Here is a 25,115-nt window from a genome sequence, read left to right as displayed (position 1 = left end):
CCCCCCCCTTGCGGGGTGGGGGCCCGCTGCTCTTTTGTGGCTATGAAAGTGGGGTGCGGATGAGTTTCTTGTTGACGAACTCGCTCATGCCATACTTGGCCAATTCGCGGCCCACGCCCGAGGCCTTGACGCCGCCGAAGGGGAGGTCAGCTTGGGTTCCGGTGGGACTGTTGATCCAGACCATTCCGGTTTCAAGGCGGTCCGCCACTTCCTTCGCCTTTTCGGGGTCGGCGCTAAAGACCGCTCCGCCGAGTCCATAGGCTGAACTATTCGCCAAAGCGATGGCTTCCTCGGCGTCCTTGACCTTGTACACCACGGCAACCGGCCCGAAGATTTCCTCGTGGAAAGCACGCATTTCAGGGGTGACGTCCGCCAGCACAGTGGGGTGCATGAAGGCGCCCGGGCGTTCAAGACGGGATCCGCCGGTCAGCAGTGTTGCACCCTTAGCGACCGCATCATCCACTTGCGCGATGACTCCCCCCACGGCACTCTCGGAGGCCAAGGGCCCGAAGCGGGTGGACGTGCTGGCTGGATCTTCTGGAACGATCGCCGCCATTTTGGCTGTGAATAGCTCAAGGAAATCGTCATACACATCCTCCAACACTATGAATCGCTTGGACGCAGTGCAGGCCTGTCCGCCGTTGCCCATGCGTCCAATCACAGCAGCCTTGACCGTGGCGGCCATGTCTTGAGAATCAAGCACAATGAAGGGATCTGATCCGCCCAGTTCCAGGACGAACTTCTTCAAGTTCCTGCCCGCAACTTCTCCCACGGCCGAACCTGCGCGGTCGCTTCCCGTCAGTGAAACTCCCTGGACCCCGGGGTCTGCAATGATCGTTGCCACTTGGTCATTGCTAGCGAAAAGGTTGACGTACGCGCCGTCCGGGAGACCGGCGTCGGCGAAGATCTTTGCAATAGCCAGTGCAGAACGGGGGCAGCTCGGGGCGTGCTTGAGGATGACGGTGTTACCGAGCATGAGGTTAGGCGCTGCGAACCTGGCGACCTGGTAATAGGGGTAGTTCCACGGCATGATGCCAAGGAGCGGCCCCACCGGAGCGGTGCGGACGATGGCTTCGCCGCCGCCGCGAACGGTAAGGAACTCATCCGCAAGGAAGCCGGGGCCTTCCGTGGCGTAGTAGTCAAAGATGTCTGCCACCAAGTCCACCTCGCCCAGGGACTCCCGCAGGGGCTTTCCCATTTCCTCGGTGATGATCGCGGCGAGGGACTGCTTTTGAGCCCGGTATAGCCCGGCAACCTTGTGCAAAATGCTAGAGCGGTCAGGGATCGCGGAGTTTTTCCACCGGCCAAATGCCACATGGGATTGAGCAATGGCGGATGATACTTCCGCATCCGTTGCGTCGGCGAATTCCTCGACGGTGGCGCCAGTGGCGGGGTTCACTACCTTGTAAGCTGTCATAGCTCTACGCTACCGCCAGCGTTGGCTGCGTAGGAAAACGCTGTGGGAGCGCCCAATCCACGGCACCGAAGAGTAGGCGTGGAGCTGCCGTCCTGGAGACCGTCATCAGCAGGAAGACTGGCGTGGGGCCGCCGCCGGCTCAAGAAATGAACACTGTGTGAGGATGGACCCATGAGTCACATAAGCAAACGTCATCATGAAGAGTCCGTCACGGTCCAGGCATCAGCACAGGTCCTTTACGATCTGGTCTCCGACATCACTCGCACTGGGGAGTGGAGTCCGGTCTGCACCTCGTGTTGGTGGGATCACGAGGCCGACGCCGGTCAGCTTGGTGCTTGGTTCACTGGGCACAATGAGCTCCCAGACCGGTCGTGGGAGACCCGCTCGCAGGTGGTTGCTGCCGAGCGCGGTCTCGAGTTCGCCTGGGTGGTGGGCGGCAGCTTCGTCCGGTGGGGCTACACCCTGTCTCCAGCAGATACTGGGACGATCCTGAGCGAGTCTTGGGAGTTCCTGCCGGGTGGTATCGCCATGTTCGACGAAAAGTATGGTGAGGAGGCTGGCGCCCAGATCGCGGATCGCACCAAGCAGGCGCTAGCGGGCATCCCGAAAACGCTGGCCGCGATTAAGCGGATCGCAGAGTCCATCGCGGCAAGTGAGTAGGCCTGATGATTTGAGGACTACCAGGGCAAACCCCAAGGTGGGATGCCGCCACGAGTGTTTCCCTTGCTTGAGACGGGTCCTGAGTGCCGGACCCGTCTCAGAGCGTGGCTATTTCTGGAGTGCTTTGATGACTTCCTTGGCGACGTCTTCGCTGGACTGAGGGTTTTGTCCGGTGATGAGGTTGCCGTCGCGGACCACATGCGAGCTCCAGGGGGCGGCGTTTTCGATGATGGCGCCCTTTTCCTTCAGGACGTCTTCAACGAACCAAGGAGTGTTGGGCCCGGTGCCGCCATTGAGTTCTTCCTCGTTGGTGAATACTGTCAGGCGGCGCCCCTCGAAGGCGAACTTTCCGTCGTCATCCACCGCGCTGAGTAGAGCGGCCGGACCGTGGCAGAACGGAGCAATGATTTTGCCGGTTTTGTTGGCTTCGATCAGCAGCCTGCCCAAATCCGCATCCTTGTAGAGATCGGTCATGGGTCCGTGTCCGCCGGGCATGACAACGCCGTCGTAGGCCTCGATGCTCACCTCGGCCAGCACCAGCGGGGCGGTCAGCTCAGCGTCGATCGAAGCGATGTATTCGCGGAACCTGTCTGCCTTTTCCTTGTCCCCTGCCGATTCAGCCGCAAGGCTCACTTGGTCCACCGTGGGCTTCACGCCTCCGGGAGTTGCGATGTGAACTGTGTGGCCGGCGTCGAGCAGGGTTTTGTGAGAAACCACCAGCTCCTCTGCCCAGTATCCGGTGGGGTGTTCGCTGCCGTCCCTCATGGTGAGTGAATCGGCTGCGGAAACGACCATCAATATGTTAGACATCTTCTTGCTCCTTGTTAGCCAGCTCTTCGGGGCCAGCGGGTGTTGTTTTTGTCTGTGGTGGAAAACGGTTAGCGAGCCGCTTCGAGTTCCGCGTAAGTTTCGTCATCGAGTACGACGCCGGCCGCGCCCAGGTTTTCTTCGAGGTGTTTCACGGAGCCAGTGCCTGGAATTGGCATCATGACCGGGGAACGGCGCAAAAGCCATGCCAAGGCCACCTGCGACGTTGTGGCACCTAGCCGTTTCGCAGCCTCATCCAAGGGTCCGCCGGGCTGTGCCAGCTCACCGGCGGAAATCGGCGCCCACGGGATAAAGCCGATGCCATTCTGCTCGGCATAGTTCAGGACGTCCTCGGAACTGCGGTCGGTGAGGTTGTAGCGGTTCTGCACGGTGGAGACGGTGAAGTATTTTCCGGCTTCCTCAAGCTCGGCCACACTGACCTGCGAGAGGCCCAGCGCCTTGACCTTGCCCTCTTTTTGCAGCTCACGCAGGACACTGAATTGCTCTTCCGGATCCACCTTGGGGTCGATCCGGTGCAGTTGCAGCAGGTCCAAGGAATCCACTTTAAGCTTGCGTAGGCTCAGCTCGGTCTGCTGACGCAGGTATTCGGCGCGACCCACCGGAACCCACACGTCGGGTCCAGTGCGGGTAAACCCCACCTTGGTGGCAATCTTCAGGCCATCCTTATACGGATGCAACGCCTCAGCCAGGATCTCCTCGCTGATGTTGGGACCATAGGAATCAGCGGTGTCAATGAAGTCGACCCCGAGTTCCACGGCACGGCGCACGACGGCGATCGCGGCGCCGCGGTCCGCAGGCTCACCCCAGACGCCGTCCCCGACGATGCGCATGGCTCCGAACCCTAGACGATGGACCCTTCCCAGATCCTTTAGATCGATGGTGGCCGATATTTCCAGATTCCGTGAATTGTCATTTCTCATAGGTGCTGTAACCCCCTAGCGCCGCCGCGTATTCCCCTAGGCGTGCCACCCAGTGAAGGCCGCCGCCGCTCAGTGTCTGCGTCGCTCGCTGTCTGCGTCGCTCGCTGCGAATGATGGCGTGAACTATACTCACAGAAATCGGGGTATTCGGCCGGTGATGTCTAAAATCTGTTGCTTAACCTGACCGCGCTATTGTCAAGACAACATATCAATCGAAGGAGTTCACTGTGCCTGTCATTGCCATCATTGGAGCTGGGCCGGGACTCGGAGCGGCAGTTGCGCGGAGGTTTGGGCGCGAAGGCTTCTCGATAGCCTTGATCTCCAGAAACCAATCAAAGCTTGACGCGATGGCTGCGGAACTCGAAGCCAGTGGCTTGACCGCCCGTGGTTACGCCGCGGACGTGCTAGAACCAGCATCGCTTGAGGCCGCCCTAGCGCGTGCCGCGGCAGAGCTGGGATCTATAACTACGTTGCAGTACAGCCCGCTCCCGTCGCGGGAATACCTGAAGCCTGTGCTTGATATGACTCCTGAGCTGGCGCTGGAAGCACTGCGGTTCTCGGCTCTCGGGCTCCTTCATGCGGTGCGTACGGTGCTACCAGCGATGCGTCAGGCAGGAGAAGGCAGCGTCATCCTGATCAACGGAGGAACCTCGGTGAAGGCGCGTGCCGACTTCGCAGGCACGTCGCTCGCGTTTCCGGCCGAGAGCGCCTTAGGAGAGATGCTTCACGACTCACTCAAGGCTGAGGGCATTCGTGTCAGGCAACTAGTAATCCCCGGTGGCATTCCCAAGCTTAAGCTTGTCAATGGCATCGACGACGTCGCCGATCGCATTTGGAGCCTCCACGCCGTCGCTGGACCTTTCCGCACTATGCTCATCCCGCTCGAGGACGGCAGGGAATAGCAGCCCTATCAGCGTTGCTCATAAGTCTGCATCGGAGAAGTCGGCTGGAATCCGCTAACGGTTAGCATGCCGGGTTCTGGGAACCCTGTGGTTCGGATCCACAGACCATCACGACAGCTCAGTGCCCAAAAATCTTCGCTGGCGTGGCTAATCCCTGCTACGGAAACGTCCTGGAGCTTGGAACCCAAGCTACCGACAAGGGCACCATTCACTGGTGGGTTTAGAAGAACTTCGGGAGCAGCACCGGCGTTTTCGCCTTGTAGGCCTCGTAGTCGGCCTGTCCGCCCCACTTAGATTCTGACTTCTTTTCCAGCAGGGGAACGCCACTGACTTTGGTCAGCAAAAAGATGACAAAGACCGGTGAGATAAGTGCAATGTTCTGCCAGCCTTCCAGTGCGGGGAAGGCGATGATGGCCACGCCGATCCACAAGAGGATCTCACCAAAATAGTTGGGGTGGCGAGAGACGGACCACAGGCCCGTGGAAATGAATTTGCCCTTATTTGCCGCGTCCGCATTGAAGCGCGATTTTTGCCGGTCAGCGATGACTTCCATACCAAATCCCAGCGCCCACAGGACAAATCCGAGAAGTGCGAAGCCATCAAGCGGTACCGATTTTCCGGAAGTCATGGCCACCCACGCCGCCGCTGCCGTGAACGTGACCCACAGTCCTTGAATAGTCCAGACATTCAAGAAACGGACAAAAGAAGGCTTGAGTGCATCAAAGCGATCATCCTTACCGGCCTTGCTGATACGCCGGAACAAGAAGATGCCCAGCCGCAAGGTCCACACCAAAACCAGGCCGCCCAAGAGCAATGATCGGGCGTCGAGATCGGGGGTCACCAAAAGGATCATCACGGTGATGGATACATAGGTCAATGTTCCGGTGATGTCATAGAACTTTTCGGTTTGCTTCATGAAAGAGGGGACGAAGACAATCCACTGAATCACGATGGCACCTGCTACCGCCAGAGTGAAGGTGGGGATAGCTCCAATGAAGCTGCCGCCACTGCTGCCAGCCAGTGCAAGTAGCGCTCCGATCAACAAAGCCATGGGAAAAATAGCGAGCGCCTTACGATCAGACTGTTCCATGGGAGGTGACCTCTCTTGACTGCGGGCTGTAAGCGGAGAATCCATCGGTGACGAGGTTTCCCCCACATTCTATCTTGCTCAAATTGTTTTGATGATCAAAAGCAATTGAGTATGATTGAAGCCTAAGAAGATGAGGGAAGCTGTGAGTGAATCGTCGCGTGAGCCCGTTGCTGGAACCCTACGAGCCCTGGTTGCTCTGGTCCGGGAAAGCGAGCGGGAGATGGCACTGAGGCTGGGGCTAAATCTCACAGATTACCGGGCATTGTGTGCGCTAGCGGAGTTAGGGCCGCTCACCTCCGGGCGGCTGGCCGAAGAATTGGGCTATACCGCTGCCACCACCACAGCCATCACCAAACGCTTGGAATTACGTGGCTATGTGTCCCGTGAGCGCAGCGAAACGGATAGGCGCTTGGTAACTCTGTCCGCGAGTCCGGAAGCGTCCCAGCGCATTCTGGACCTGACATTGCCTTTGGTATCGGTCCTCTCCGAAAAGCTCCAAGCGCTCCCGGCTGATCAAATCACCACGGTTGTTGCTTTTCTTGATGTCACACAAGATCTCATGCGCACACATCTGCAGATACTTTCCAGCGAGGACGCCACATGAAAGAGATCACCACTCCAGCTTTGTCCGGAGCCTCTGACTACCCCAATGCGACTGAACTGCTCATGAAGCGGTTCCGCACCGCACCAGAACACATCGCCTTTGAGGTGCGGTCCAGCCATGCTTCCATCACAGATCCGTGGCGGCCGGTAAGCACACGCGAATTTGTCACTGAAGTCCGGGCTCTGGCCAAGGGGTTGATAGCCGCTGGGTTGGAACCAGGTGAAACCCTGGCCATCATGTCCCCCACCCGGTATGAGTGGGCCCTCATGGACATGGCTGCATGGTTTGCCTCTGCCGTGGTGGTACCTATCTACGAGACATCAGCACTGAATCAGGTATCGGCTATCCTGCAAGACGCCTCCGTGCGCTTCGCTGTCGCCGGCAGCGCCGTGCACGCACAGTTACTGGAGCAAGGATTTGCGCAGGCCGGCGTGTCCGGCGGGCAGATCTGGTGCATGGACGCTGATACGGGGGCAACACTGAAAGATCTGATCCATGGCGGCGCGGATATCGCCCTAGAAACCCTTGAAGCTCGGCGCCTGCTGGCCACCCTAGACTCGGTGGCCACCATTGTGTACACCTCCGGAACCACCGCCGCCCCCAAGGGCGCACTCATCACACACGGAAATTTCGTGGGCCAGGTGCTCAGTGTTGCCGGGGCCTATACCGAAGTGGTCAAGGAATCCGGGAACACCATCATTTTTCTCCCTATGGCCCACGTACTGGCCCGCGGCCTGCAACTCATTTGCCTGGCCAACGGCATGCGCATTGCCCATCTCAGCGAGACCAAAGAAATAGTGCCGGCGTTGGGGGTTCTGAAGCCTACATTTTTGGTTGTGGTGCCACGCGTACTTCAGAAGATCCAGGCCTCCGCGGCTGGTGCCGCTGCTAAGAAGAACCTTGGTGGCCTGTGGTCAGTGGCGCAGGCAACTGCCGTGGACTGGGGGCTTCTGGCGCAGGAGCGCGAGAGCGATCCCAGCCGCAAAGCTGGGCTCTCACTCCGGGTTCGGCATGCAGTCTTTGACCGTTTGTTCTACTCCCGGATCCGCAAACTCGTTGGCGGACGCCTAGAGTATCTGCTCTCCGGAGCAGCCGCGCTGGATGCCGAACTTTCGCTGTTCTTCCGGGGGCTGGGCTTGCCGGTTATTGAGGGTTACGGACTGACAGAGACCACGGCGCCGCTGACGGGAAATCTGCCGTTCTCCATCAAGTCAGGATCCGTTGGCGTGCCTATGCCTGGAACCACCATACGCATCTCGGAAAACGGTGAGGTGCTGGCCCGTGGCGTTGGGGTTTTTGCCGGATACAACAGGGCGGCGGATAACACTCAGGCCTTCCAGGACGGCTTCTTCCGCACCGGCGATACCGGCGTCCTCGATGATCAAGGACGCCTAACGCTGACCGGCCGCATCAAGGACGTCATTGTTACCGCCGGAGGGAAAACCGTTTCCCCCACTATCTGGGAGGGCTATGTGGAAAGCGACCCCTTGATAGCCCACGCGGTCATGGTGGGTGAGGGTAAACCCTTTTTAGGCGGGCTGGTCCTCTTGGATTCCGGTTCTGTCTCAGAATGGGCGCAAAGTAAGGGTTTCGCTGATCTCCAAACCTTGAGAACCCCGGACGACGGCGGGTGCGTGGAAGTTGACGATGCTCGCCTACGCAAAGCCATCAGCAAGGTGGTGGCCGCGGCTAACTCGAAGATTGCCCGCTCGGAACAGGTAAAGAAGATCGTGTTGCTGGTGGTCGATCTCAGTGAAGCCAACGGGTTAGTGACCCCTACCATGAAGCTTAAACGGAACATCTTTACCGAACGTGCGTTGATCTTTATTGAAAAAATTTACGCAGAGAAAAGGTCTCAAGCATGACTTCGCGCTGCAAGTCCTGGCTCCTGCACTATGTTCTCGCGGCGGTGATTTTCGCCCTCATCGATGTGGTCTGGATTCTTACGGTTGCACTGCCGCAGTACCAGAGGAACATCCCGGACCTGATGGCGACTTCGCCACAACTGGCCGGAGGCGCATTCTTTTACTTGATCTTCGTGGCAGGAATAGTGCACTACGGCGTCCGCCCACTCGAGCTCAAAGCCCCGCTGCGCCAACGCGTGGCTGCGGGGGCGCTCTTCGGCTTCTTCAGCTACGCAACCTGGGCTTTGACGGCATTTTCAATCCTGAAAGGCTTTCCCCTCAGTGTTGCGATCACCGATATCCTCTGGGGCGCTGGCGCCTCCGCCGTAGTGGTGTGGCTAACCCTCCTGGTGTCAACGGCGCTACGAAAAGGCCGCAAGCAGCAACCGGTGCCGTAACGAGGCGGAGTAGAAATATCCACAGTAGCTGCCGTAGCCACCGTCAGCAGGTGGGTGGAGTGACGCAAGCAAAGGTTATGGCTACAGTAAGAAAAGCGGGTGCAGGCTCGCACCGCAAGCTCGAAACCTCCGAACGAGACCATGTATGCAGTCAACGAAGGAGAACACCATGAACGCCAAAGAAGCAGATAGCCACCAGCAGGAGCCGACCGAGGGTGGTTACGGTTCACCCACTCCGGAACAGGAAGTCCCGCAGGATGCGGCAACCAATCCGGGGTCGCCAGATCCGACACTCCTCGGGCAGGAAAGCGACGAAGAAGCACTGCAAGACGATAAGAGTTTGGGCGCGCCGGAGCAGAACTTTTTTGAAGCTGAGGATGCAGGCAGCAACGGTGAGCCGGGTGCCGGTCGGTTCGGCGGCACGGACGACCAGCTTCGTGAGGAACTCACTCGCTCGGATGCAGCCGCGGCGAGAGTTGATCCCGCGGATGAGACGCCACTAGAGGCGCCATCAACCGAAACCCCGCTGAATGATGGTTCTGCCGAACAGGCCAGCCACGAGCGTGAATCGTTCTCTTCGGAGTCCGACGAGGACGCGTCAGGAGACAGCTTGTAACCGTTGGCCGTGCGGGCTCGTGCAAACCGTGCACCGGCCCGCACGGCTTCCTGACACTCAACACTGATGTAAGAAAAAGGTACCGGAACGCGCGGTTACCAGCGTTGTCAAACGTACCCTCAACAAGGACCTCGGCAACAAGGTGCTCGGCATAGCGACGTACTTGGAAAAGATCGTGGCTTCGCACATTTTTGGCAAGGCTGTTGATCTGTCATACCTCACGGCACTTCGACACCGTTCTGTACCGCGATGAACCGACTGCTAAAACCCCTCCACCGAAAGAGTGAGGGCTGCGAGCACCCAGTGTCTTCAGGACTGTCCCCGCGACAAGGATTGAGAACTGTGGACGGTCTCCTCACCGGGCCCGCCCCCGCCCAAGACACTCAAAATAGGGTGGTTTTCCCTTGAGCAGCTCTCCGAGAGGTGCCGTGTCGTTTGTAGTGCCTCTTGGACACAAACCTCGGTGATTCAGAGGGGCTTGTGAGTTCCTTTATGGAGGAACCCGGGACGAAGCTGGACGGTGAGACACTTGGATTGAAGAAGCGTCCTTTGGGCACAGATTTTCATTCTGAGATCTAGGATATTTTCTGATATTGACATGAAATATTTGGATTATTGCTGACTGCAGAAGGAAATTGCCGTGAAAGTAATTGTGATTGGTGCAGGACTAGCGGGGCTGCGTGCAGCAGGCCTCGCCGTCGAACAAGGTCACGCCGTCACGGTGCTGGAAGCCTCACAAAGAGTTGGTGGCCGCGTCGATACTGAGCTAGTCGACGGATTTCGATGCGACCGAGGGTTTCAACTCCTGAATCCTAGCTACCCGGATGCTCGGCGGGCACTGAACATTAAGGACCTCGATCTACATCCGTCAGGACGCGGCGTCGCGGTTCGGGATGAGTCTGGTGTGCAGATATTGGCGGATCCCTTCCGGCATAGCTCATACTTCAGAGGATTGTTGGGCGGTACGGTGAAATTGACCGACGTTGCGGCCTTTCTCCGTTGGAACCGCCTCGCAAGCGGAGGATCCCTGACCCTGCGCCAAGCCATCGACCATGCCGGTTTTTCTGTGCCCTTGCGCAAGGTCATCGAAAGATTCTTTTCGGGTGTGGTGGCGGACGAGGATCTTAAAACCGCGGCCATTTCAGCCCGATCACTTGCCTGGTATTTCGCTAGGGGAATCCCGTCGTTACCGGCCCAAGGAATGTCGGCAGTGTCACATCAGTTGGCAGATCGCGTCTTAGAACATATTCAGTTCTCAAAGACCGTAAAATCCCTCATCAGCCAGGATGGCCAAGTAAACGTAATCTGTGCTTCCGGGGAAGAGCTGATAGCGGACCGGGTGGTGTTGGCGGCCGGGCCCCGGGCTAGTGCCCGGCTGGCTGGAGAGCCAGAGCCGCCCATGAATTCTCTGACCACGTGGTGGTTCGATGCACCTGATCGTCCCAGTAAGTTGCCGTTCCTCTACCTTGACGTCCGAGGCGACGCCCGGCTGATCCACACGTCGGTGATATCCAATGTGTGCCCGTCGTACGCTCCTGCTGGACGGCATCTGGTGCAAGCAACGGCCGTGGGGACGCACGATTTAGATGACAGCGAAGCTATGTCCCAAGCCGCCAACATCATGGGTGTTCATCATTCTGGCTGGCGGTTGCTGGTGCGCCACGAAATTGCCGATGCATTGCCCTCGATCGAGCCAGGGAATCGTCCCTTGGTTAGCAAAATGGCTGGAGTGATAATGGCGGGCGATACTGCTGAATCCTCTATTCAGGGCGCATTGGCCAGTGGAGTAGCAGCTGCACATGCCCTTGACGACACACGAGAGGCCGTCACTTCGCGAGCGACCTTCAGCGATACGTTCACCCTTCGGATCCGCTGCAAAGGAAGCGCTCGGGACGTATGGGCCAAGCTTACTGATCTCGATGGTCACACCCGAGCGATTCCCCTCACCGTCGTCACACCCACACAACACCATATGCGCGACGGCCTGGAATTTGTCGGGCTCACGTCTTTGGGGCCCGTGAAAATTTCAGATCGCATGCTGGTGCGCAAAGCCGAAGCGCCCAGCGAGGGCAAACCGGGACGTCTACAAGTGTCGAAGTTTGGTCCGGTCGCGGGCGAAGTCGAGGCTAGCATCCAACAGGACGGCTCCGAGGTCATGGTCGTTTGGAGACAAAGCCTTCGACCCGCGTGGCTGCCGCGGTGGCTGCGTCCGCTTGGAGTTGTTGTGGCAAGAGCAGGCTACGGCATTGGACTGCGCAAACTGCTGACTTAGAAATATCTAGGTCTAGACGGTTCGCGAGGTAGCCAACGGCGGGTCTGCCTAACGTTTGGTTGACAGTTTGGGAGGACCCCAACAACTCACTCGCCATCATTGCGTACCCGCCGCCATCCATCCACGCCGAATGCCTATGGTCCCAATGAGTCCCCAACGCAATCCAAAAGTTCCCCCAAAGGCCCGGATTCACCACCAGCATCATGGATAGTTCCGCAAACTGTATGGGGCAAAAATTACGGCGCGTTTGAGTCCGTAACTATCAAAAGTAGCCATCTGAATTACGGGAAAATCGCTGGTGCTGTCAACTCGACACTCTGCAGGTCAGCGGCACATACCCCACACTAACGAGCAATTCCAACCGATGAGCGTTGCGTTCGAAGGGCTCCGGCTGGTATGCGCAGAACGTAGGGGAGGAGGCTCTCCCCCATGCCGCAGTAAACCCCGAGGATTCGGGCTTTTTGGTCCTGCACATATTCTGGGCCCCTATCGGATTCGAACCGATGATCCCGGCTTGCTGATCAACGGGTCATTCAGAGTTGCCAATAGGTCGTTTTGACCTGTTCTTATATGGCGCGATTGCAACAACAAGCGGTACTAAATACTCTCCACTTTGCACTGATAAGGATGAGTTTTGTATGACGTGGTCGGAACTCCCGTCCTAGTGATGCCCACCTCGAGCATGTCCAATCAGTCGCCAAATCTGTGCTTCTATTTTACTCTTGCGTCATCACGTTCAGCCCGCAAGTCGCCAACTCACGGAACCGATCTTCATCGCACCGACGCGGGAATTTGCTGACTGTCACACCGGACGCTGATCTTGCAAACGCTGCGACCCTCGATCGGATTGGTTCGGGATGGATGCGCCGACGACGCCACTGAAAAGGTGGCATGATTCGCGGGACGGTTCAGCTTCCAGGCTTTAACGACGCGCCACGTTGACACCGTCATGAAATCTCGAGGCTAGCGCGCTAGGGTGTCAGCAAGCGATAGCAATGTGCTCGGATACTCACTCTTGCTGGCCTGCGTGCGAATCCGTAAAGTGATCTGACTACGGGCCGTGCCTGAAAGCCCCTTTTGACGACCACTCTTCTGGAGAATTTCCTTACGCCACGCTCTAAGGATCGTTTTCCGTACATCCACCAAGTGCTTGGCATTGAGGTTCAAGACCTCATTGATGACTTTTTCAGCATCTGTGGGAAGTCCGTTAGCAGGAAGTGCAATTCCTGCCCTGTCAATCACGATCAGGTTTCCCGAGCCCCAAGTCTTTGGATTGCGAAATTCAGTGCACACGTCCGTATTTGACTTCAATTTATCGCAGGTGAAGTCTTGACCTGCGCGTTCATTCCCATCGCAGCAAAGTAAAAGGTTTGTCCAGGTGGTGGGAGCGTCGTTATTGTTTGCCCCTCCGCTGCATTGTTGACAGTCACGTGTCCAAGACGAGGAACCCTGCGGGTGAAAGTGCTCAATACGCGTGCGATGGTCAGGCTTTGACAGTTTCTTGAGCGGTCGTTCGCAATAGGCACATAGCCCATCCTGCTGATCCCACAACGCCTGTCTAATGGTCTCGTCGGAAGAGTACTCGTGGAAATTAGCCTTCAATCCGCGCAGATGGTTGAATCTAGCTGGAGGCTGCGCGGAAGGTATCTGCCGCATCAGTCGTCCAAATCGTAAAAGGCAATGAAAGCATCAGCGTCAGCGAGTCTGGGAACGTTATTGACGCCACCGAGTTCCTCGTCTAGTTTTTCCCTCAATTTCTTCGTACTGGCAGTTTCACCCTCCCCCGCTTCAACCAGATCCATGTAGCGGTCCAAGTTTCTATTTATGTCCAGAGGAGGCTCAGAGCGTGTGCCCAGAATTCTTTCCAAAATGATGTCGCTTCGGAGCCCCGCAGCGTATTCGGCGCCACGGACTTCTGCTACGTCGATGATGCGAATGCTCGTCGCATCCACCGTCGACAATACCTGCGGGCTGTGAGTTGTGACGATGAACTGAACTCGAGGAAACACGCCTTGCAGCCCAGACAGGATCCGCTGTTGCCAGGTGGGATGAAGGTGAAGTTCAACTTCATCGATCATCACGATGCCTGGTACCCTGGCCAAAAGATCGTCGGCCCCCAAGCTCGGGTTTGCCCTGGCCATGCGGCTGACCAGATCAATGACCAGACCCGCCGCGATCTTGGTGCCGCTGGACATGAAGGACAACGGCAGCGTGCCATGCTCGGCGTGAGTAAGCGCAATCTCCCCAGTAATGGGGCTCCATTCCGGGTTGCGCCAACCCGTTTCCGCCAATATGGCATTGCAGGCCAATGTGATGGCTCGTAGCTGATTACTCGCAGCCTGGGCAGTTTCACCCTTTCGCACGGCAACAAACTCAGCCATTGTCAGTGCTTCAATGAACGAGGAGAGCCTTGAGAAATCGGATTTTCCGTCCAGCGCAGCGTCATATGCCCCGGCTCGGCTTCGGGAAATAGCACCCGAGGCTTTGCGCACACCCGTAAGTCTCTCTACACCGTAGAGAGCAATGACCGGAAGCAACGGTTCATCAGAACTGGACTCGTCTGGCCCGCTCCATAATAAAGCGAGGTCAGGACTGAGAGCACTGTCCCTGTCAGACCATGAGGTCCGTCCTTTTGCACTGCTCCGCGTCCGGCTCCATTGATAGTCACGTCCCGAAAGCGTTCCATGGACGGTCCCTGAGACAGGATAGACAGGTTCCATACGCGCAACCGAAGATTCGGATTTTAAGTCGTATGGAATCTCACGGGCGTCTTGAGTAGAAAACCCGCGTCCAGGCCCTTCGAACTCTCGCAGAACAGTTGACACCATAACGGCAAGCGCATCGAGAATTGAGGTTTTCCCAGCCCCGTTGACACCGACCAGCACGGTCATGGATTTGTCGAAGTCGATCTTTAAACGATCAAAGCAACGGAAATTTTCGATGGTGAGTGTATTAATGTGCCATCCACCAAGTTCAGTCATAGTTTGAGTCTACGCAGATGCCCCCAGCGATCACTGTTTCCGGTCCGGTGAGTCTCACATGCAGAGGGGATTTCGTTCGCCGCCTTCAACGCCACTCGCTTTGAGAGTGATGGCAACTATGCCCAGAAGGTATCCTGCCGGAGGTCGTGACCGCGCGGCGCGCATGGTCCTTGATCAACTCACTGATTACCCTTCCGTGTCTGCGGTCTGCGGTCTGCATGGACTCAAATCCGAGCAATCCCTTCGACTCACCTGATCCTGGCCAGACCCACCGCGCGAATCAAAGGTTTAGGCCGAGCTGCCCCGTTCGGCGCGAGCAGCACAAAGCACCCCCAGTCCAGAGCGGCATTCAGTGGGCCGGCAACCCTGGACATTCGAACCGAAACAGCCCGTGCTGAAGAGTCGGAAACACAATCACATGTAAATATCAACGAAAACTATCACCGCAGGTCAGAGTATGTTGGGTACTCAAAACCCAGCGTTGATTATCAACGTCTACCAGCCCCATTGTTCTGCCATGGGTCCATCTCGGGCTGTCAAGAAGCCCTTTAACCTGTTCCTGCATGTCCCAGTTGCAACAACGAGTGTACTAAATACTCTCCACTTTGCGCTGATTAGGGTGAATTTTGTATGACGTGGTGGGAACCGCACGGGCATGTTGACCTCAATGACGGATAGTCACGAGCAACTAAAGCCTCTCCTCAGTGGCTCGTTTCTCCGACCATTCGATGGCAACATACGATAACGATTCCACGATCCCCGTCTTGGGTACCCTGCAAAAATTGCCTGGCCAAGGATCTTGCCACGCGCGCCCCGCCAACGTCCTGCGCGGCCAGGCGGCGGTTCTGTCGTAGCGTAGAGTCCGCGAGGTACAGCAGCTGTAACTCCATCACGACGCGCAAGAATTGAGTGGAGACTATTGGCCGAAGAAGCGTATGCGCTGGCGAGGCTCATAGCCCCGGACCCGACGGACACCGACTACTGGGTTGCTGTCTACCAGAACGGCTTGTACACCTATGTGCCGAAGGCAAACCTCGAGAACCCCATTGAGGGAATTCTCGTTCTCATAGGCCAACAGGGCGGGCAAATTTTTGCTGCTCCACCAAACATGACCTGGGGGAACGATTGGGTGACGCTTGGGACGATCCGACATATCGGCGAATCTCACGTCATCGTGGAAATCGGGTCCCAACTCAGAGCATTCCCCTTGCCTGAAACGGACGTATGGGAGATCGCAGAAGGTGACGTTGTACAAATTCTCGATGAAACCGGAATTGGAGTGGTGCTTGCGGGGGAAAAAGACCTCTCAGGTAACAAGGGCGAGACTGATGGTCGGCGGTTTGAACGACAGCCTCCAGAAGGCAATCTGCCACCATTCATCGGAGAGACTGTCAGCGACGCCATCGAAAGGTACGTCGAACTCCCTATCAGACGTAAAACTGAATACGCCACGATCGGCGTCAGTCCTGCCAAAGGCGTACTGTTCGTTGGACCACCCGGAACCGGGAAGACTATGGTTGCACGCCAGATCGCCAAACGCGTCGACGCAAGCTTTTTCGTAGTCGACGGGCCCGAAATCATGAGCCGTTATGTCGGCGACGCAGAGCTAGCACTGCGCAACATATTCCGCGAAGCCTCATCACGAGAACGTGCGATCATCTTCTTCGACGAAATCGACACCATCGCCCCCTCCCGCGACAAAGAAACACATGAATCAGGGGTCCGACTCGTTGGCATGCTGCTAACACTGATGGACGGGTTCAACTCCTCCTCGAATGTGATGGTCATCGGGGCCACGAACAGGGTCAATACTCTCGACACCGCACTTCGACGCAACGGACGGTTCCAGGCCGAGGTGAATTTTTCTCTCCCGCTGCTGACAGAACGCCGGCAAATTCTTGACTCGGTGAGAGCCACACTCCAGGTACGAGACGACGCGAAAACGACCCGTATCGAACAGGAAACAGCGGGTTGGTCCGGTGCTGACCTCGCTGATATTTGGCAACAAGCCGGATGGAATGCCGCAGGCGATCAACGCCTGTCCATTGCGCAAGAAGACCTCAACCGGGCATTCGAACAGGTACAGCAACAGCGGTTGAACCGTGAAAGGACCACTCAATGATCCGAAAGCTTGGACGCGCTTTTGGCGCTTTCTGGAAAACACTCCGAGCAAAACAGGCCGCGCCAGGCACACTTAGAGAGTTCGTGTACTTGGACGAGACCAGTGTGGAAAGCCTTCTTGCCTCTTTGGACGGAGAAGTTCTCACGGGCATCACTGAAAGTCGCACCAAAGGGCATGACGTTGGGATTGCCGCGACAGGAGAAGCAATCGGAGTGCCCACTGGGCTGAGCCCGTCCTTCACGCGATCACGGTCAATCACCGTGGAGGAGCAACGGAAAAGCGTTGCTCAGTCCGCGTTCGCTCGGTTTCGGAGCCGACACTACCGGAATCTACGCCTCCACGCCACCGAAAACTCCAATACAGACCGTTTGCGGCCCGACGCCATTCGTGTTCCAATTGCGAGCCTTCTCCGGGGCGATCTCATTGAAGTCGATGCCAGACTGGGAGCGTCAGAAGTCTTCCAAGTCAGAGCCGTTATTGATTCCATGATTGGTGTTGTCGACGCCTATCCTGACCTGATGGGCGCTACCGAAACGGCAGCAATCAGGGCAGCAGCCCCGCTCGGAGATCTTCTTGGAAGCCTCTCGCAAGGATTGATTCCCATCGAAGGCGAAGTCGCAGGCCTTCGCTACGTCCGGCACGATGACTTCGAGGGAATCGTATCGGCGGACAAAGCAAGCCAATTGCAGGCGGAGGGTGCGACGGTCCGCGACGTAGTTGTCGCCGGGGTGAGTCTCGAGCCCTTGTACTGGCAAGACGTCCGACGTGTCCTCTTCTCAAATCAGACTTACAGGCTCCTGGGCCGACTCGTTAATAACGGAGCTCGTGATGGTTGGAGTTCTCTCAAAATCACTGAAGTTCTTTCCCGCGTAAACGCGCAGCTAGCCGACACAATCGACTCTTTCGGCCCATTGTTCTTGTCGACTCTGCAGCAAGGCGTTTCGCTTCCTCCCGCTCCCAATCCGTCGCCGGCACTGATGCACGAAATCTTGCGTGCGTACGTGGAGGAATGCGCCAATCTCAACAATGTGACTCTCACCAATGAGCTCAACTCTGAGCTGAACGAGCTGATCTCCGCGTCACCAGTTGCGCCTTCCACTGTCACCGACTGGACTGACCTGCAAAAAAGCCTTGCAGAGCGCATTTCAACGAGGGCCGAGCAACCTCTCAGCCCCGAAGCTCTGCTCGATCTCCGGGGAAAATTCCCACAAGCTTCCGTCCCCACTGCGCCACCCACACCGCCAATAGCGCATCAAATCGAATTTGATCAGGGAGAGGGTACTGGACCGATTTACCTCGAGATGGAGATCATCGCAATCTACTGGTAGCGAGCCATTGGTCAGCAATTAGATGAACTCATATTTTTATCGACACTCAATGACTAGCGCAGCACACCTACAAGTTTCGTAGAACCGAACGAACGGAACCGATTTCACAACTCTCTGACCGTTTGACGGCGAAACGCACTTTATTCACTTTCGGAGAAAAACATATCCACCGAGCCAAAAAGATCCAATAAAAACGCTAGCTGAACCAGCCATTGTTTCCAGGCCTTGACGAATTTCCTGCCGCCTTCAGTCAACGAACGTCCGAAACAGTGGCAGTGAGCACGAGCGGATCCACGCTACGAACAATCACCGTGGATAGCCGCTTCAGCGTAAATTGGGACGGAATCATTCGGGGTACGGGCAATGGCGACGTAGGATTTTTTGTGCAACCGCCATAGGTTTCCGACCAAAACGCTAAGGCCAACGTGCATCATAGTCGCGGCATTTGAACCGAAATGGCATCTGGGAAATTCGAACCGAAACAGCCCGCTTGGAGCGGACGGAATTACAACCGCATGTAAATACCAACGAATACTATCCTCGCAGGTCAGAGCATGTAGAGCACTCAACACCTCTCGTTAGTTGTCACTATTTATCAGCCCCGCTGTCCTGCCAAGGGGTAATTTCGGGCTGTCGATAGGCCCTTTCGACCTGCTCCTGCATGGCCCGGTTGCAACAACGAGTGATACTAAATACTCTCCACTTTGCACTGATAGGGATGAGTTTTGTATGACGTGGTCAGAAGTCCCCGCTAACTGCCGCGCAACCTCGCGCATAGCCAGTCAGACGTCGCATCGTGTTTACAATTTTACTCTTGATCCATCGTATTCAGCCTGCAAGTCGTTCCGTTCATGGCACAGATCTTCACTGCCTCCCCCTGATCGGATCGGTTGAGGTTACGCACGACGTAAATAAAGCGGCGCCGCGATACCCGGGATGCTTCACGTAACGCTCGACGGGTTAAAAACCTCCATACACGGCCTGAAAGTTCGATTATTCATTGGTCTAATTATTCCGGTGGTGAAATTCGAAAATCACCGGGTCGCATTATACCTAGAACGGGAACGGGAAGACCGAGGCGCGAAGCTGAAGTCGAAATTGATTCACGCAAATATGGAAAAACTGCCATGAAGCCCACCCGCTCGGCAAATTCGGCAATAAGTTCTGACGAAGGATCCATCGGCTTCTCGAGCGAATATATTGCTGCAATTTCAGCCTCGTAGCGGGCCTCTTCGTTTTCCACTTTGAGACGAAATCGGTTCTCAAGAATATCTGGATTGTGTCGCTCCATGAACTTGAGATCAACATCCGCAGACTGATCGGTAGCTCCGTCTACTGGGACGTCTTTCCGTTCGCCCGCGACCAAATAGACCCTCATTTCGACTAGCTCGACATTCGCAAGCAGTGCATGAATGTTCAAGCCGTCATTAACTAAAGATTCTTGATCGTCAGGCACTGAGAGCAAAATCTGTGCGCGTGGCTTCCATAGGTGCTGCTAGTGCGAACGATGATAGGTGGCTAAGCGTCACCGGGATCGTCAGCTTGGGCGCAGTGTGCCATACCGCCCTGGTGAACCCATCGGCCGCCGACACGGTTGATGACTCATCGGCTATGGCAGCTTTGTGTGTAACCAAAACGCCAAGCGCCTTCGAGTAGCGGCGAATCGTAGATAGTTTCGGATCCGAGTCCATGGACTCAAAGGCAGAGACTGTTGGCTGGGTAACGCCCATCTTGTCGGCCAGTTGCTCCTGACTTACACCGAGTTGTTTTCGCAGCCGAATGAGGTCTCTTACGAGACGGTAGTCGTTCTTGGCAAGCTCGACGCCGAGAAGTTGCGATCGCGAACTGTGATCGATCGTTAGGAGATGCATGAGCGAGGACATAGATTACAATCTATATTGTTGTTCTCGGTGTGGCAATTCGCTTATTTCATCCACTCGGAACTTGCGCCCGAAAGGTAACGTAGCTTGGCCTGGCTCATTTCCAGATCTTGTTGTGCCTTAACTGTGGCCCATACGCCGGGTGCAGCGGTGTTCCTGGGCTTGGTATGTATGTGCAAACTCACCAAAAGCTCCGGGTGGTCGGTCGGCTCCGCATGATACTGGCGTATGTGCCGATCCAGAAAGGTCCACTTCAGTGCCCAGATGACGGGGTCCACTGAACACGGCCCAAGTTCGTCTTCGCAGCCTTCTTCCAACTCACCGCCGGCTGCAAGTTGCCTCAGGGCTTCAACGCTCTCTTGAACCGATTCCCGGTCCTGTATTGACAACGCAGCAAGCCAAGTGCCGAGCTCCTGAGTAGAGGAATGCTCCCAGTCAGCATAGTCTCGCCAAATATATGGCGAGTTCCTCCCCACCGTGCACCGTGATATTCGCTTCAAGAGCCCCCCAAAAATAGTCGTAACAGCATATTACGCCACCTGCTTCTGACATCTTCGGAGACGAATGCTCACGATGGGAAATCGTTTAGCCACGCGATACAGCAAGTAGTTCGTCCGCCAGTGGTTTCAGCCGAGTCTGCGACTGACGTGAGGTAGGAAGTGGGCTCGGTACATATGGTTGCCAATCCGTAGCGGATCTAGAATGGGTTGGACCCTTTGTTCGGAACAGTCGACTTCAGTGGAGAGGTCGACGCTGATGTTGGGAGGTTTACAATGCCGATCCACTCCAGCCTCACCATGTCCGCCGGCCACCAGGCGGATGCGGCCCCCGAACGTTGGGAAGCCACCTACCGCCAAATGGTCCTCTTCGACCTCGCCGCGGACATGGAGCTCGGGTTCTTCCTCGCCTACTACCGCAACTTCGCTATCCCCAGCATCGCTGCCACGCTTCAACGAAACGGCGAGATCATCGAACGCCCCATGAAGCGCTCCTACGACACTGCCATCGTCACCTACGAGCTCATCACCAGCGGCCTGGACAGCGACCGTGGCCGCCACATGATGCGCCTCCTCAACCACGTCCACCGTCACGTCTCTGGCAGCCAGGACGACTTCCTCTACGTCCTCCTCACCCTTCTCTTCGTCCCCGTCCGATGGGCCCGCGCACATGCCTGGCGGGCACCAACACTGACGGAGGAAACCGCAGCAACCCGCTTCTGCCAGGAGCTCGGCGCCCGCATGAACATCGCAGGCATCCCCGCAACATTCCAAGACGCGGAACGGTTCTTCGATAGCTACGAGCGTGACAACATCGCCTACTCCCCCGCCGGTGCACAACTGATGGCCAGCACAGTCCAAGTCTTGAAATCCAGGCTGCCTGCAGCCGCGAGGCCATTGACCAGTACAATACTCTCCGCCATGTTCGACGACGACCGCCTCAGCGATGCCCTCCGCCTCCCCCGAGCCACACAGATAATCAAAACATCCCTGCACACGGTGTTGAAGGCGCGCAATACAATTCATCGCCGCCGTCCGCTCAGCTCAGCGCCTCATTTTGTCCCAGGCGAAGAAGGTTCAAGTCTTTACCCCAACGGCTACCGCCTCGATGACATTGGACCGGAAAATATCATGACCCCAGCAAGCCAGCCGGATCATTAGCCAAGAAGACGCCAGCAAAACCAATATTGGTGTTGATCAGTTGTCTTCTACCCAATGACCAACGGCCCGCTTCTCATCCCAGCGGCCACCCCCGCAGGGATTCGCCGTGCAACAATAGCCCCATGGCAGCTCGACTTTATGACCTTTCATCACCATGGACATTCCCCAACACCATGCAGGAAGTTTGGAATGTTATTGCCGATCCCAACATGGCTTGGCCCGATTGGTGGCCGGGATGTACTTTGGCAAAACCACTCGAGCGGGCGCCGCATACCCCTAGTGCCAGCGATGCTGAAATTCTGATGGCGACCACCGCCACCCTGAACTTCAAGGCTTCTTTGGGTTACACGCTGAAAGTTTCCTATCACCCGACCTTCGTTGACAGCCCAAACGAGATTGTCTTTGATGCCGAGGGCGACCTACACGGCGAAGGTCGTGTCACATTGGTTGACCTCACCGGAGGCAGCACCCGGATGAAAATCGAGTGGCGGGTCAGGCCCACCAGCCGTTGGATGTCATTTCTGAGCCCCGTGGCCGCCCCCGCTTTCACATACGCCCACCGAGTACTGATGGGTCGTGGCGAAGAGGGCCTCAGGCAATACCTTGCCCGGAAAAGCAACGGCGAATAAAGTTACGTCCCACGCCTACCCAGCCGGCACTGACGGATTTAACATTTAAGGCATGGCGTTGAGTCTCAGCCGCTGAGGAAGTCGATGGGTTCCGCAAATGTTCATTCGCCAGCACCAAGAGGATCCGTCCGGTAAAAACACGCCCAAAGCAAGGTCTGGCCAGGACCCAAACGCTGAGGTGTCCCACCTGAACGCCCGGCAGATTCGTCACACCGCCCGCGACACCATTCGTGGGCTCGACCTTGGCGAGTATCCGGACTTGCAAAGCATCCAATCGTTGATCGAGGCCAGGAGTGGCTTGCCAATTGTCATCGGGGAAATGCCTACCCTTGACAGGCACGATCTCTGTGGCCTCTGGCTTCACTGTGAAGACTGTGACTACGTCCTCCACGCGCCAGAATTAACTGTCTGGCACCGGCAGTTGATCATCCTCCACGAATTTTCGCACATGATCCTGAATCACCAGTTCTGTGCCACTTCACTGCTTCTACCGCCGTTACCTGGCATCCCCCAAATACCTTTGATGATCCTCGGACGCAGCAGCTTTGCCAGCGACACCGAAGGCACTGCCGAGTACCTTGCCGACCTCCTCACCGAACGTATCCTCCGCCGCCCGCAGGAGCCATCTGCCGACCCGTCTGGATTCAACAAGGTCTTCGGATAATGGACTACGTTCCAGCGGCAATGCTCTGGATCCTCACCGCTGTCCGCCTTCCGACAGCCCTGGACAAAGAACGCGCGTCCGTCCTGCGCGCTACATTATTTGCCGCCATCGCCTGCACTCTCTTCATACCGTCCGTCTATGCTGCAACGGACCCCATCCTCGGCGGGCACAACCATGTGGGGCTGGTCCTCATCCTTGCCATCCTGGCTGGCTTCTGGCAATTTCACACTGCCATGGTCTTGGCCGCCTTCAACAATGAAGCACGACGGCGGCGCCTCCTCAGGTGGGGACGCTTGGCTGCCGCCATGGCAGCGATGTGCGTCGTTGCAGGTTTTTTACTCAGCAAAGTGGACGTAACGAACCGGGATCTGCCCCTGGCCTACGGAGACCAGCCCGGCATGCAGTTGTTCCTTTGGGTGGGATCAGCATTCATTATTGGGGTGTGTGTTTCCGTCGCACGCACTTCTCGGCGGTTCTTCCCGCAGATGCGCAGCCGTACCTTCCAATCGGGCGTTGGCTGCTTCGCTACTGGCTGCATTTTTATGGTTCTAGCTCTGGCCAATCGGCTGGCGCTGGGGCTATTCGAAGTGACCTCCGGTCACAGCAGCGCATTGGTCCATGGGCTTAATTGGTCTTTTCCAGCCTTCGAAAGTCTGGCTGTCATTCTGGTCAGTATTGGCTTGATTCTGCCCCGGTTCCGCGAGTCCACGCAGCGGCTACAGCGCGACATACGCTCCCGCTGGTTCATGGTGCTACTGATGAATCTTTGGCTGCGCAGCACCACCGATCAAATGTACTTGGTCCGCAATCGTGCGACCCCCATCTTCGATCTCTTCAAGACAAAATCCGCTGTCCATCTCCACCGCTGTGTCATTGAAGTACGTGACTACCAGTTTCGCGGGATGCCTCTGAATCCCCGCGAACGCGTGCTCATCAACCAGGCAGAACAGCTCCTGCAGGGTCATTGACTATCCTGGGCATTCGTGGATGGTCCAGCTATGCGCCTGCTGGACCATCCACGTTGCATTCCCTTCTCCTTCCCATGAACTGGTGACAGGAGCTTTGGCTCATGACCCGTGCATGGTCGGAGGAATTGTGGAACGGCTCAGCATCAAGACCCCGGAAGACTTCATCAGCCTCATGGGGCATACCCTCGGTTATTGGCCAAAGGAAAGCCTGGTCTGCATTACCCTGGACGGCCGCCGGATTGGCTCGACTCTTCGGGTGGGACTTCCCAAAGAGGGAGCGGCCACCGCAAGGTATGTGCATGAGGTCGTCAAGTGTATTGCCAACGACCGTGAGGCAACCGGCGTCGTTTTTGGCATCTTTACACCTGCTCTGTGGGAACCCATGGATGACAGGCCATACGAAGATGTCATTGGAATCTTGGCCGGGGAGCTGTCGCAGCACGACATCAATGTCCGCGACGGCTGGATCATCAGCGAAACCTCATTCACCAACTACTTCCAGATTGTTCCCGATCCGCTGGCGCGCAGCCCCCTTGAAACTATCAAGACGAGCGAGCTTAACGCGGAGCTGGTGTTTCGCGGATCCAGCATTGAGCCCGGCCCAGGATTCCGCATTCCCATTCTGGCTCGGAGGGACCTGAGCGAAGAGGTGTTCAAACACTGCCTTCGAATCGAGGCCATGACCCCGCCGGTTGCTACAGCCAAGGCGCGAACCCTGTGGGGCACCTTGCTCGAAGGCGCCGACCTACCAACTGATGCGCAGTCGGCCGAGCTGCTAGCTGATTTCAAGTTCATTTCCGTGAGGGACCGGCTGCTGGCTGATATTCCTGGGCTGGACGACAGTATGGGTAACTTGCTGCTGGGCCAAACGAAACGCCCACCTCATTGGCAACGCGTTGACCGTGCCCAAGAGCTTCTCCTTCACCTATATACTCGAGCCGACGGCCCCGATGCGGCGCCGGTCCTCACCAGCTTGGGTATCATCCAGTGGTGGGAAGGCAAGGGATCTCGCGCCCACCAGTGCTTCCAACATGCCCTTGAATCCGATCCAAACTACAAGCTCGCCCAACTCAGCGATCAAATGGTCGCCGCCGGCATTCTCGCACCCTGGGCAATGGACAAGAGCTCCGCATATCAGCCGCCCATGAGCCGCGGGCCCCGGATCGAAGGATTGGGGATGACGTAGGCGATCCCGAGCTCTCGATGGGTAGTGCGGTCTTCCATAGTAGGCCAGCGAATGTCCACGTCAGGGTCCTATCCCCACACCACGGTGG

At 56.9% G+C, this 25,115-nt stretch carries 22 protein-coding genes; 14 read left to right on the top strand and 8 right to left on the bottom strand.

All coding sequences use genetic code 11. The features are described from left to right. Window positions 1–40: 40 nt before the first annotated feature. On the bottom strand, window positions 41–1,417 hold the full coding sequence (locus LOH53_RS00200) for an NAD-dependent succinate-semialdehyde dehydrogenase (protein ID WP_230065709.1): 1,377 nt from the start codon (window positions 1,415–1,417) through the stop codon (window positions 41–43). A 171-nt stretch (window positions 1,418–1,588) separates the two neighbouring features. Between LOH53_RS00200 and LOH53_RS00195 the strand changes: the two genes are divergently transcribed. After that, window positions 1,589–2,077, top strand: a complete 489-nt coding sequence (locus LOH53_RS00195; protein WP_230065708.1) for an SRPBCC family protein — start codon at window positions 1,589–1,591, stop codon at window positions 2,075–2,077. Window positions 2,078–2,185: 108 nt separating this feature from the next. Here the strand turns inward: LOH53_RS00195 and LOH53_RS00190 are convergent, their stop codons facing one another. Both LOH53_RS00190 and LOH53_RS00185 read right to left on the bottom strand, forming a co-directional pair. Further along, complete coding sequence (locus LOH53_RS00190; RefSeq protein WP_230065707.1) at window positions 2,186–2,887, bottom strand: type 1 glutamine amidotransferase domain-containing protein; 702 nt, start codon at window positions 2,885–2,887, stop codon at window positions 2,186–2,188. 68 nt (window positions 2,888–2,955) lie between these two features. Continuing rightward, window positions 2,956–3,825 carry an aldo/keto reductase gene (locus LOH53_RS00185; protein ID WP_230065706.1) on the bottom strand — a complete coding sequence of 290 codons (870 nt, stop codon included), beginning with the start codon at window positions 3,823–3,825 and terminating at the stop codon, window positions 2,956–2,958. A gap of 227 nt (window positions 3,826–4,052) precedes the next feature. Between LOH53_RS00185 and LOH53_RS00180 the strand changes: the two genes are divergently transcribed. Continuing rightward, window positions 4,053–4,727, top strand: coding sequence for an SDR family NAD(P)-dependent oxidoreductase (locus LOH53_RS00180; RefSeq protein WP_230065705.1), 675 nt, complete (start codon window positions 4,053–4,055; stop codon window positions 4,725–4,727). A gap of 220 nt (window positions 4,728–4,947) precedes the next feature. On the opposite strand, the gene LOH53_RS00175 is transcribed toward LOH53_RS00180, so the two are convergent. Beyond that, window positions 4,948–5,817 (bottom strand): DUF1295 domain-containing protein, encoded by an 870-nt coding sequence (locus tag LOH53_RS00175; RefSeq protein WP_230065704.1) that lies wholly within the window; start codon window positions 5,815–5,817, stop codon window positions 4,948–4,950. Window positions 5,818–5,959: 142 nt separating this feature from the next. Between LOH53_RS00175 and LOH53_RS00170 the strand changes: the two genes are divergently transcribed. From LOH53_RS00170 to LOH53_RS00150, 5 genes are all read left to right on the top strand, one after another. Further along, complete coding sequence (locus tag LOH53_RS00170) at window positions 5,960–6,421, top strand: MarR family winged helix-turn-helix transcriptional regulator (protein ID WP_230065703.1); 462 nt, start codon at window positions 5,960–5,962, stop codon at window positions 6,419–6,421. Continuing rightward, window positions 6,418–8,286 carry an AMP-dependent synthetase/ligase gene (locus LOH53_RS00165; RefSeq protein ID WP_230065702.1) on the top strand — a complete coding sequence of 623 codons (1,869 nt, stop codon included), beginning with the start codon at window positions 6,418–6,420 and terminating at the stop codon, window positions 8,284–8,286. The genes LOH53_RS00170 and LOH53_RS00165 overlap by 4 nt, the downstream gene beginning before the upstream one ends. Further along, entirely contained in the window at window positions 8,283–8,723 is a 441-nt protein-coding gene (locus LOH53_RS00160) for a DUF2177 family protein (protein ID WP_230065701.1), read from the top strand. The genes LOH53_RS00165 and LOH53_RS00160 overlap by 4 nt, the downstream gene beginning before the upstream one ends. A 169-nt stretch (window positions 8,724–8,892) precedes the next feature. Continuing rightward, window positions 8,893–9,339 carry a hypothetical protein gene (locus LOH53_RS00155; RefSeq protein WP_230065700.1) on the top strand — a complete coding sequence of 149 codons (447 nt, stop codon included), beginning with the start codon at window positions 8,893–8,895 and terminating at the stop codon, window positions 9,337–9,339. A gap of 640 nt (window positions 9,340–9,979) precedes the next feature. Beyond that, window positions 9,980–11,611, top strand: a complete 1,632-nt coding sequence (locus tag LOH53_RS00150; RefSeq protein WP_230065699.1) for an FAD-dependent oxidoreductase — start codon at window positions 9,980–9,982, stop codon at window positions 11,609–11,611. Window positions 11,612–12,574: 963 nt separating this feature from the next. Here the strand turns inward: LOH53_RS00150 and LOH53_RS00145 are convergent. Together LOH53_RS00145 and LOH53_RS00140 are read right to left on the bottom strand one after the other, a co-directional pair. Next, window positions 12,575–12,904 (bottom strand): hypothetical protein, encoded by a 330-nt coding sequence (locus LOH53_RS00145; protein WP_230065698.1) that lies wholly within the window; start codon window positions 12,902–12,904, stop codon window positions 12,575–12,577. 362 nt (window positions 12,905–13,266) lie between these two features. Further along, complete coding sequence (locus LOH53_RS00140; RefSeq protein WP_230065697.1) at window positions 13,267–14,592, bottom strand: AAA family ATPase; 1,326 nt, start codon at window positions 14,590–14,592, stop codon at window positions 13,267–13,269. 919 nt (window positions 14,593–15,511) lie between these two features. On the opposite strand from LOH53_RS00140, the gene LOH53_RS00135 reads away from it, so the two are divergent. Together LOH53_RS00135 and LOH53_RS00130 are read left to right on the top strand one after the other, a co-directional pair. After that, a complete protein-coding gene (locus LOH53_RS00135) occupies window positions 15,512–16,714 on the top strand; it encodes an ATP-binding protein (protein ID WP_230065696.1) in 1,203 nt (400 codons plus the stop codon). Beyond that, window positions 16,711–18,042, top strand: a complete 1,332-nt coding sequence (locus LOH53_RS00130) for a DUF6414 family protein (RefSeq protein WP_230065695.1) — start codon at window positions 16,711–16,713, stop codon at window positions 18,040–18,042. The genes LOH53_RS00135 and LOH53_RS00130 overlap by 4 nt, the downstream gene beginning before the upstream one ends. A 1,009-nt stretch (window positions 18,043–19,051) precedes the next feature. Here the strand turns inward: LOH53_RS00130 and LOH53_RS00125 are convergent. Both LOH53_RS00125 and LOH53_RS00120 read right to left on the bottom strand, forming a co-directional pair. After that, entirely contained in the window at window positions 19,052–19,498 is a 447-nt protein-coding gene (locus tag LOH53_RS00125; RefSeq protein WP_230065694.1) for a hypothetical protein, read from the bottom strand. Next, window positions 19,491–19,925: a helix-turn-helix domain-containing protein gene (locus tag LOH53_RS00120; protein ID WP_230065693.1), complete on the bottom strand. Its 435-nt coding sequence runs from the start codon at window positions 19,923–19,925 to the stop codon at window positions 19,491–19,493. The genes LOH53_RS00125 and LOH53_RS00120 overlap by 8 nt, the downstream gene beginning before the upstream one ends. 770 nt (window positions 19,926–20,695) lie before the next feature. Here LOH53_RS00120 and LOH53_RS00115 point away from each other — a divergent pair. The 5 genes from LOH53_RS00115 (at window position 20,696) to LOH53_RS00095 (ending at window position 25,027) form a co-directional block, all read left to right on the top strand. Beyond that, complete coding sequence (locus tag LOH53_RS00115) at window positions 20,696–21,580, top strand: oxygenase MpaB family protein (protein WP_230065692.1); 885 nt, start codon at window positions 20,696–20,698, stop codon at window positions 21,578–21,580. A gap of 122 nt (window positions 21,581–21,702) precedes the next feature. Beyond that, complete coding sequence (locus LOH53_RS00110) at window positions 21,703–22,209, top strand: SRPBCC family protein (protein ID WP_230065691.1); 507 nt, start codon at window positions 21,703–21,705, stop codon at window positions 22,207–22,209. A gap of 97 nt (window positions 22,210–22,306) precedes the next feature. Continuing rightward, window positions 22,307–22,873 carry a hypothetical protein gene (locus tag LOH53_RS00105; protein ID WP_230065690.1) on the top strand — a complete coding sequence of 189 codons (567 nt, stop codon included), beginning with the start codon at window positions 22,307–22,309 and terminating at the stop codon, window positions 22,871–22,873. Beyond that, complete coding sequence (locus tag LOH53_RS00100) at window positions 22,873–23,841, top strand: hypothetical protein (RefSeq protein WP_230065689.1); 969 nt, start codon at window positions 22,873–22,875, stop codon at window positions 23,839–23,841. Before LOH53_RS00105 ends, LOH53_RS00100 begins: the two co-directional genes overlap by 1 nt. Before the next feature lie 82 nt (window positions 23,842–23,923). Beyond that, window positions 23,924–25,027: a DUF4192 domain-containing protein gene (locus tag LOH53_RS00095; RefSeq protein ID WP_230065688.1), complete on the top strand. Its 1,104-nt coding sequence runs from the start codon at window positions 23,924–23,926 to the stop codon at window positions 25,025–25,027. The last annotated feature ends 88 nt before the right edge of the window (window positions 25,028–25,115 follow it).

It is taken from the genome of Arthrobacter cryoconiti (assembly GCF_020905375.1).
In the GTDB taxonomy this organism is placed as follows: Bacteria; Actinomycetota; Actinomycetes; order Actinomycetales; family Micrococcaceae; genus Specibacter; species Specibacter cryoconiti.
This window is presented reverse-complemented; position numbering and strand designations above follow the sequence as displayed.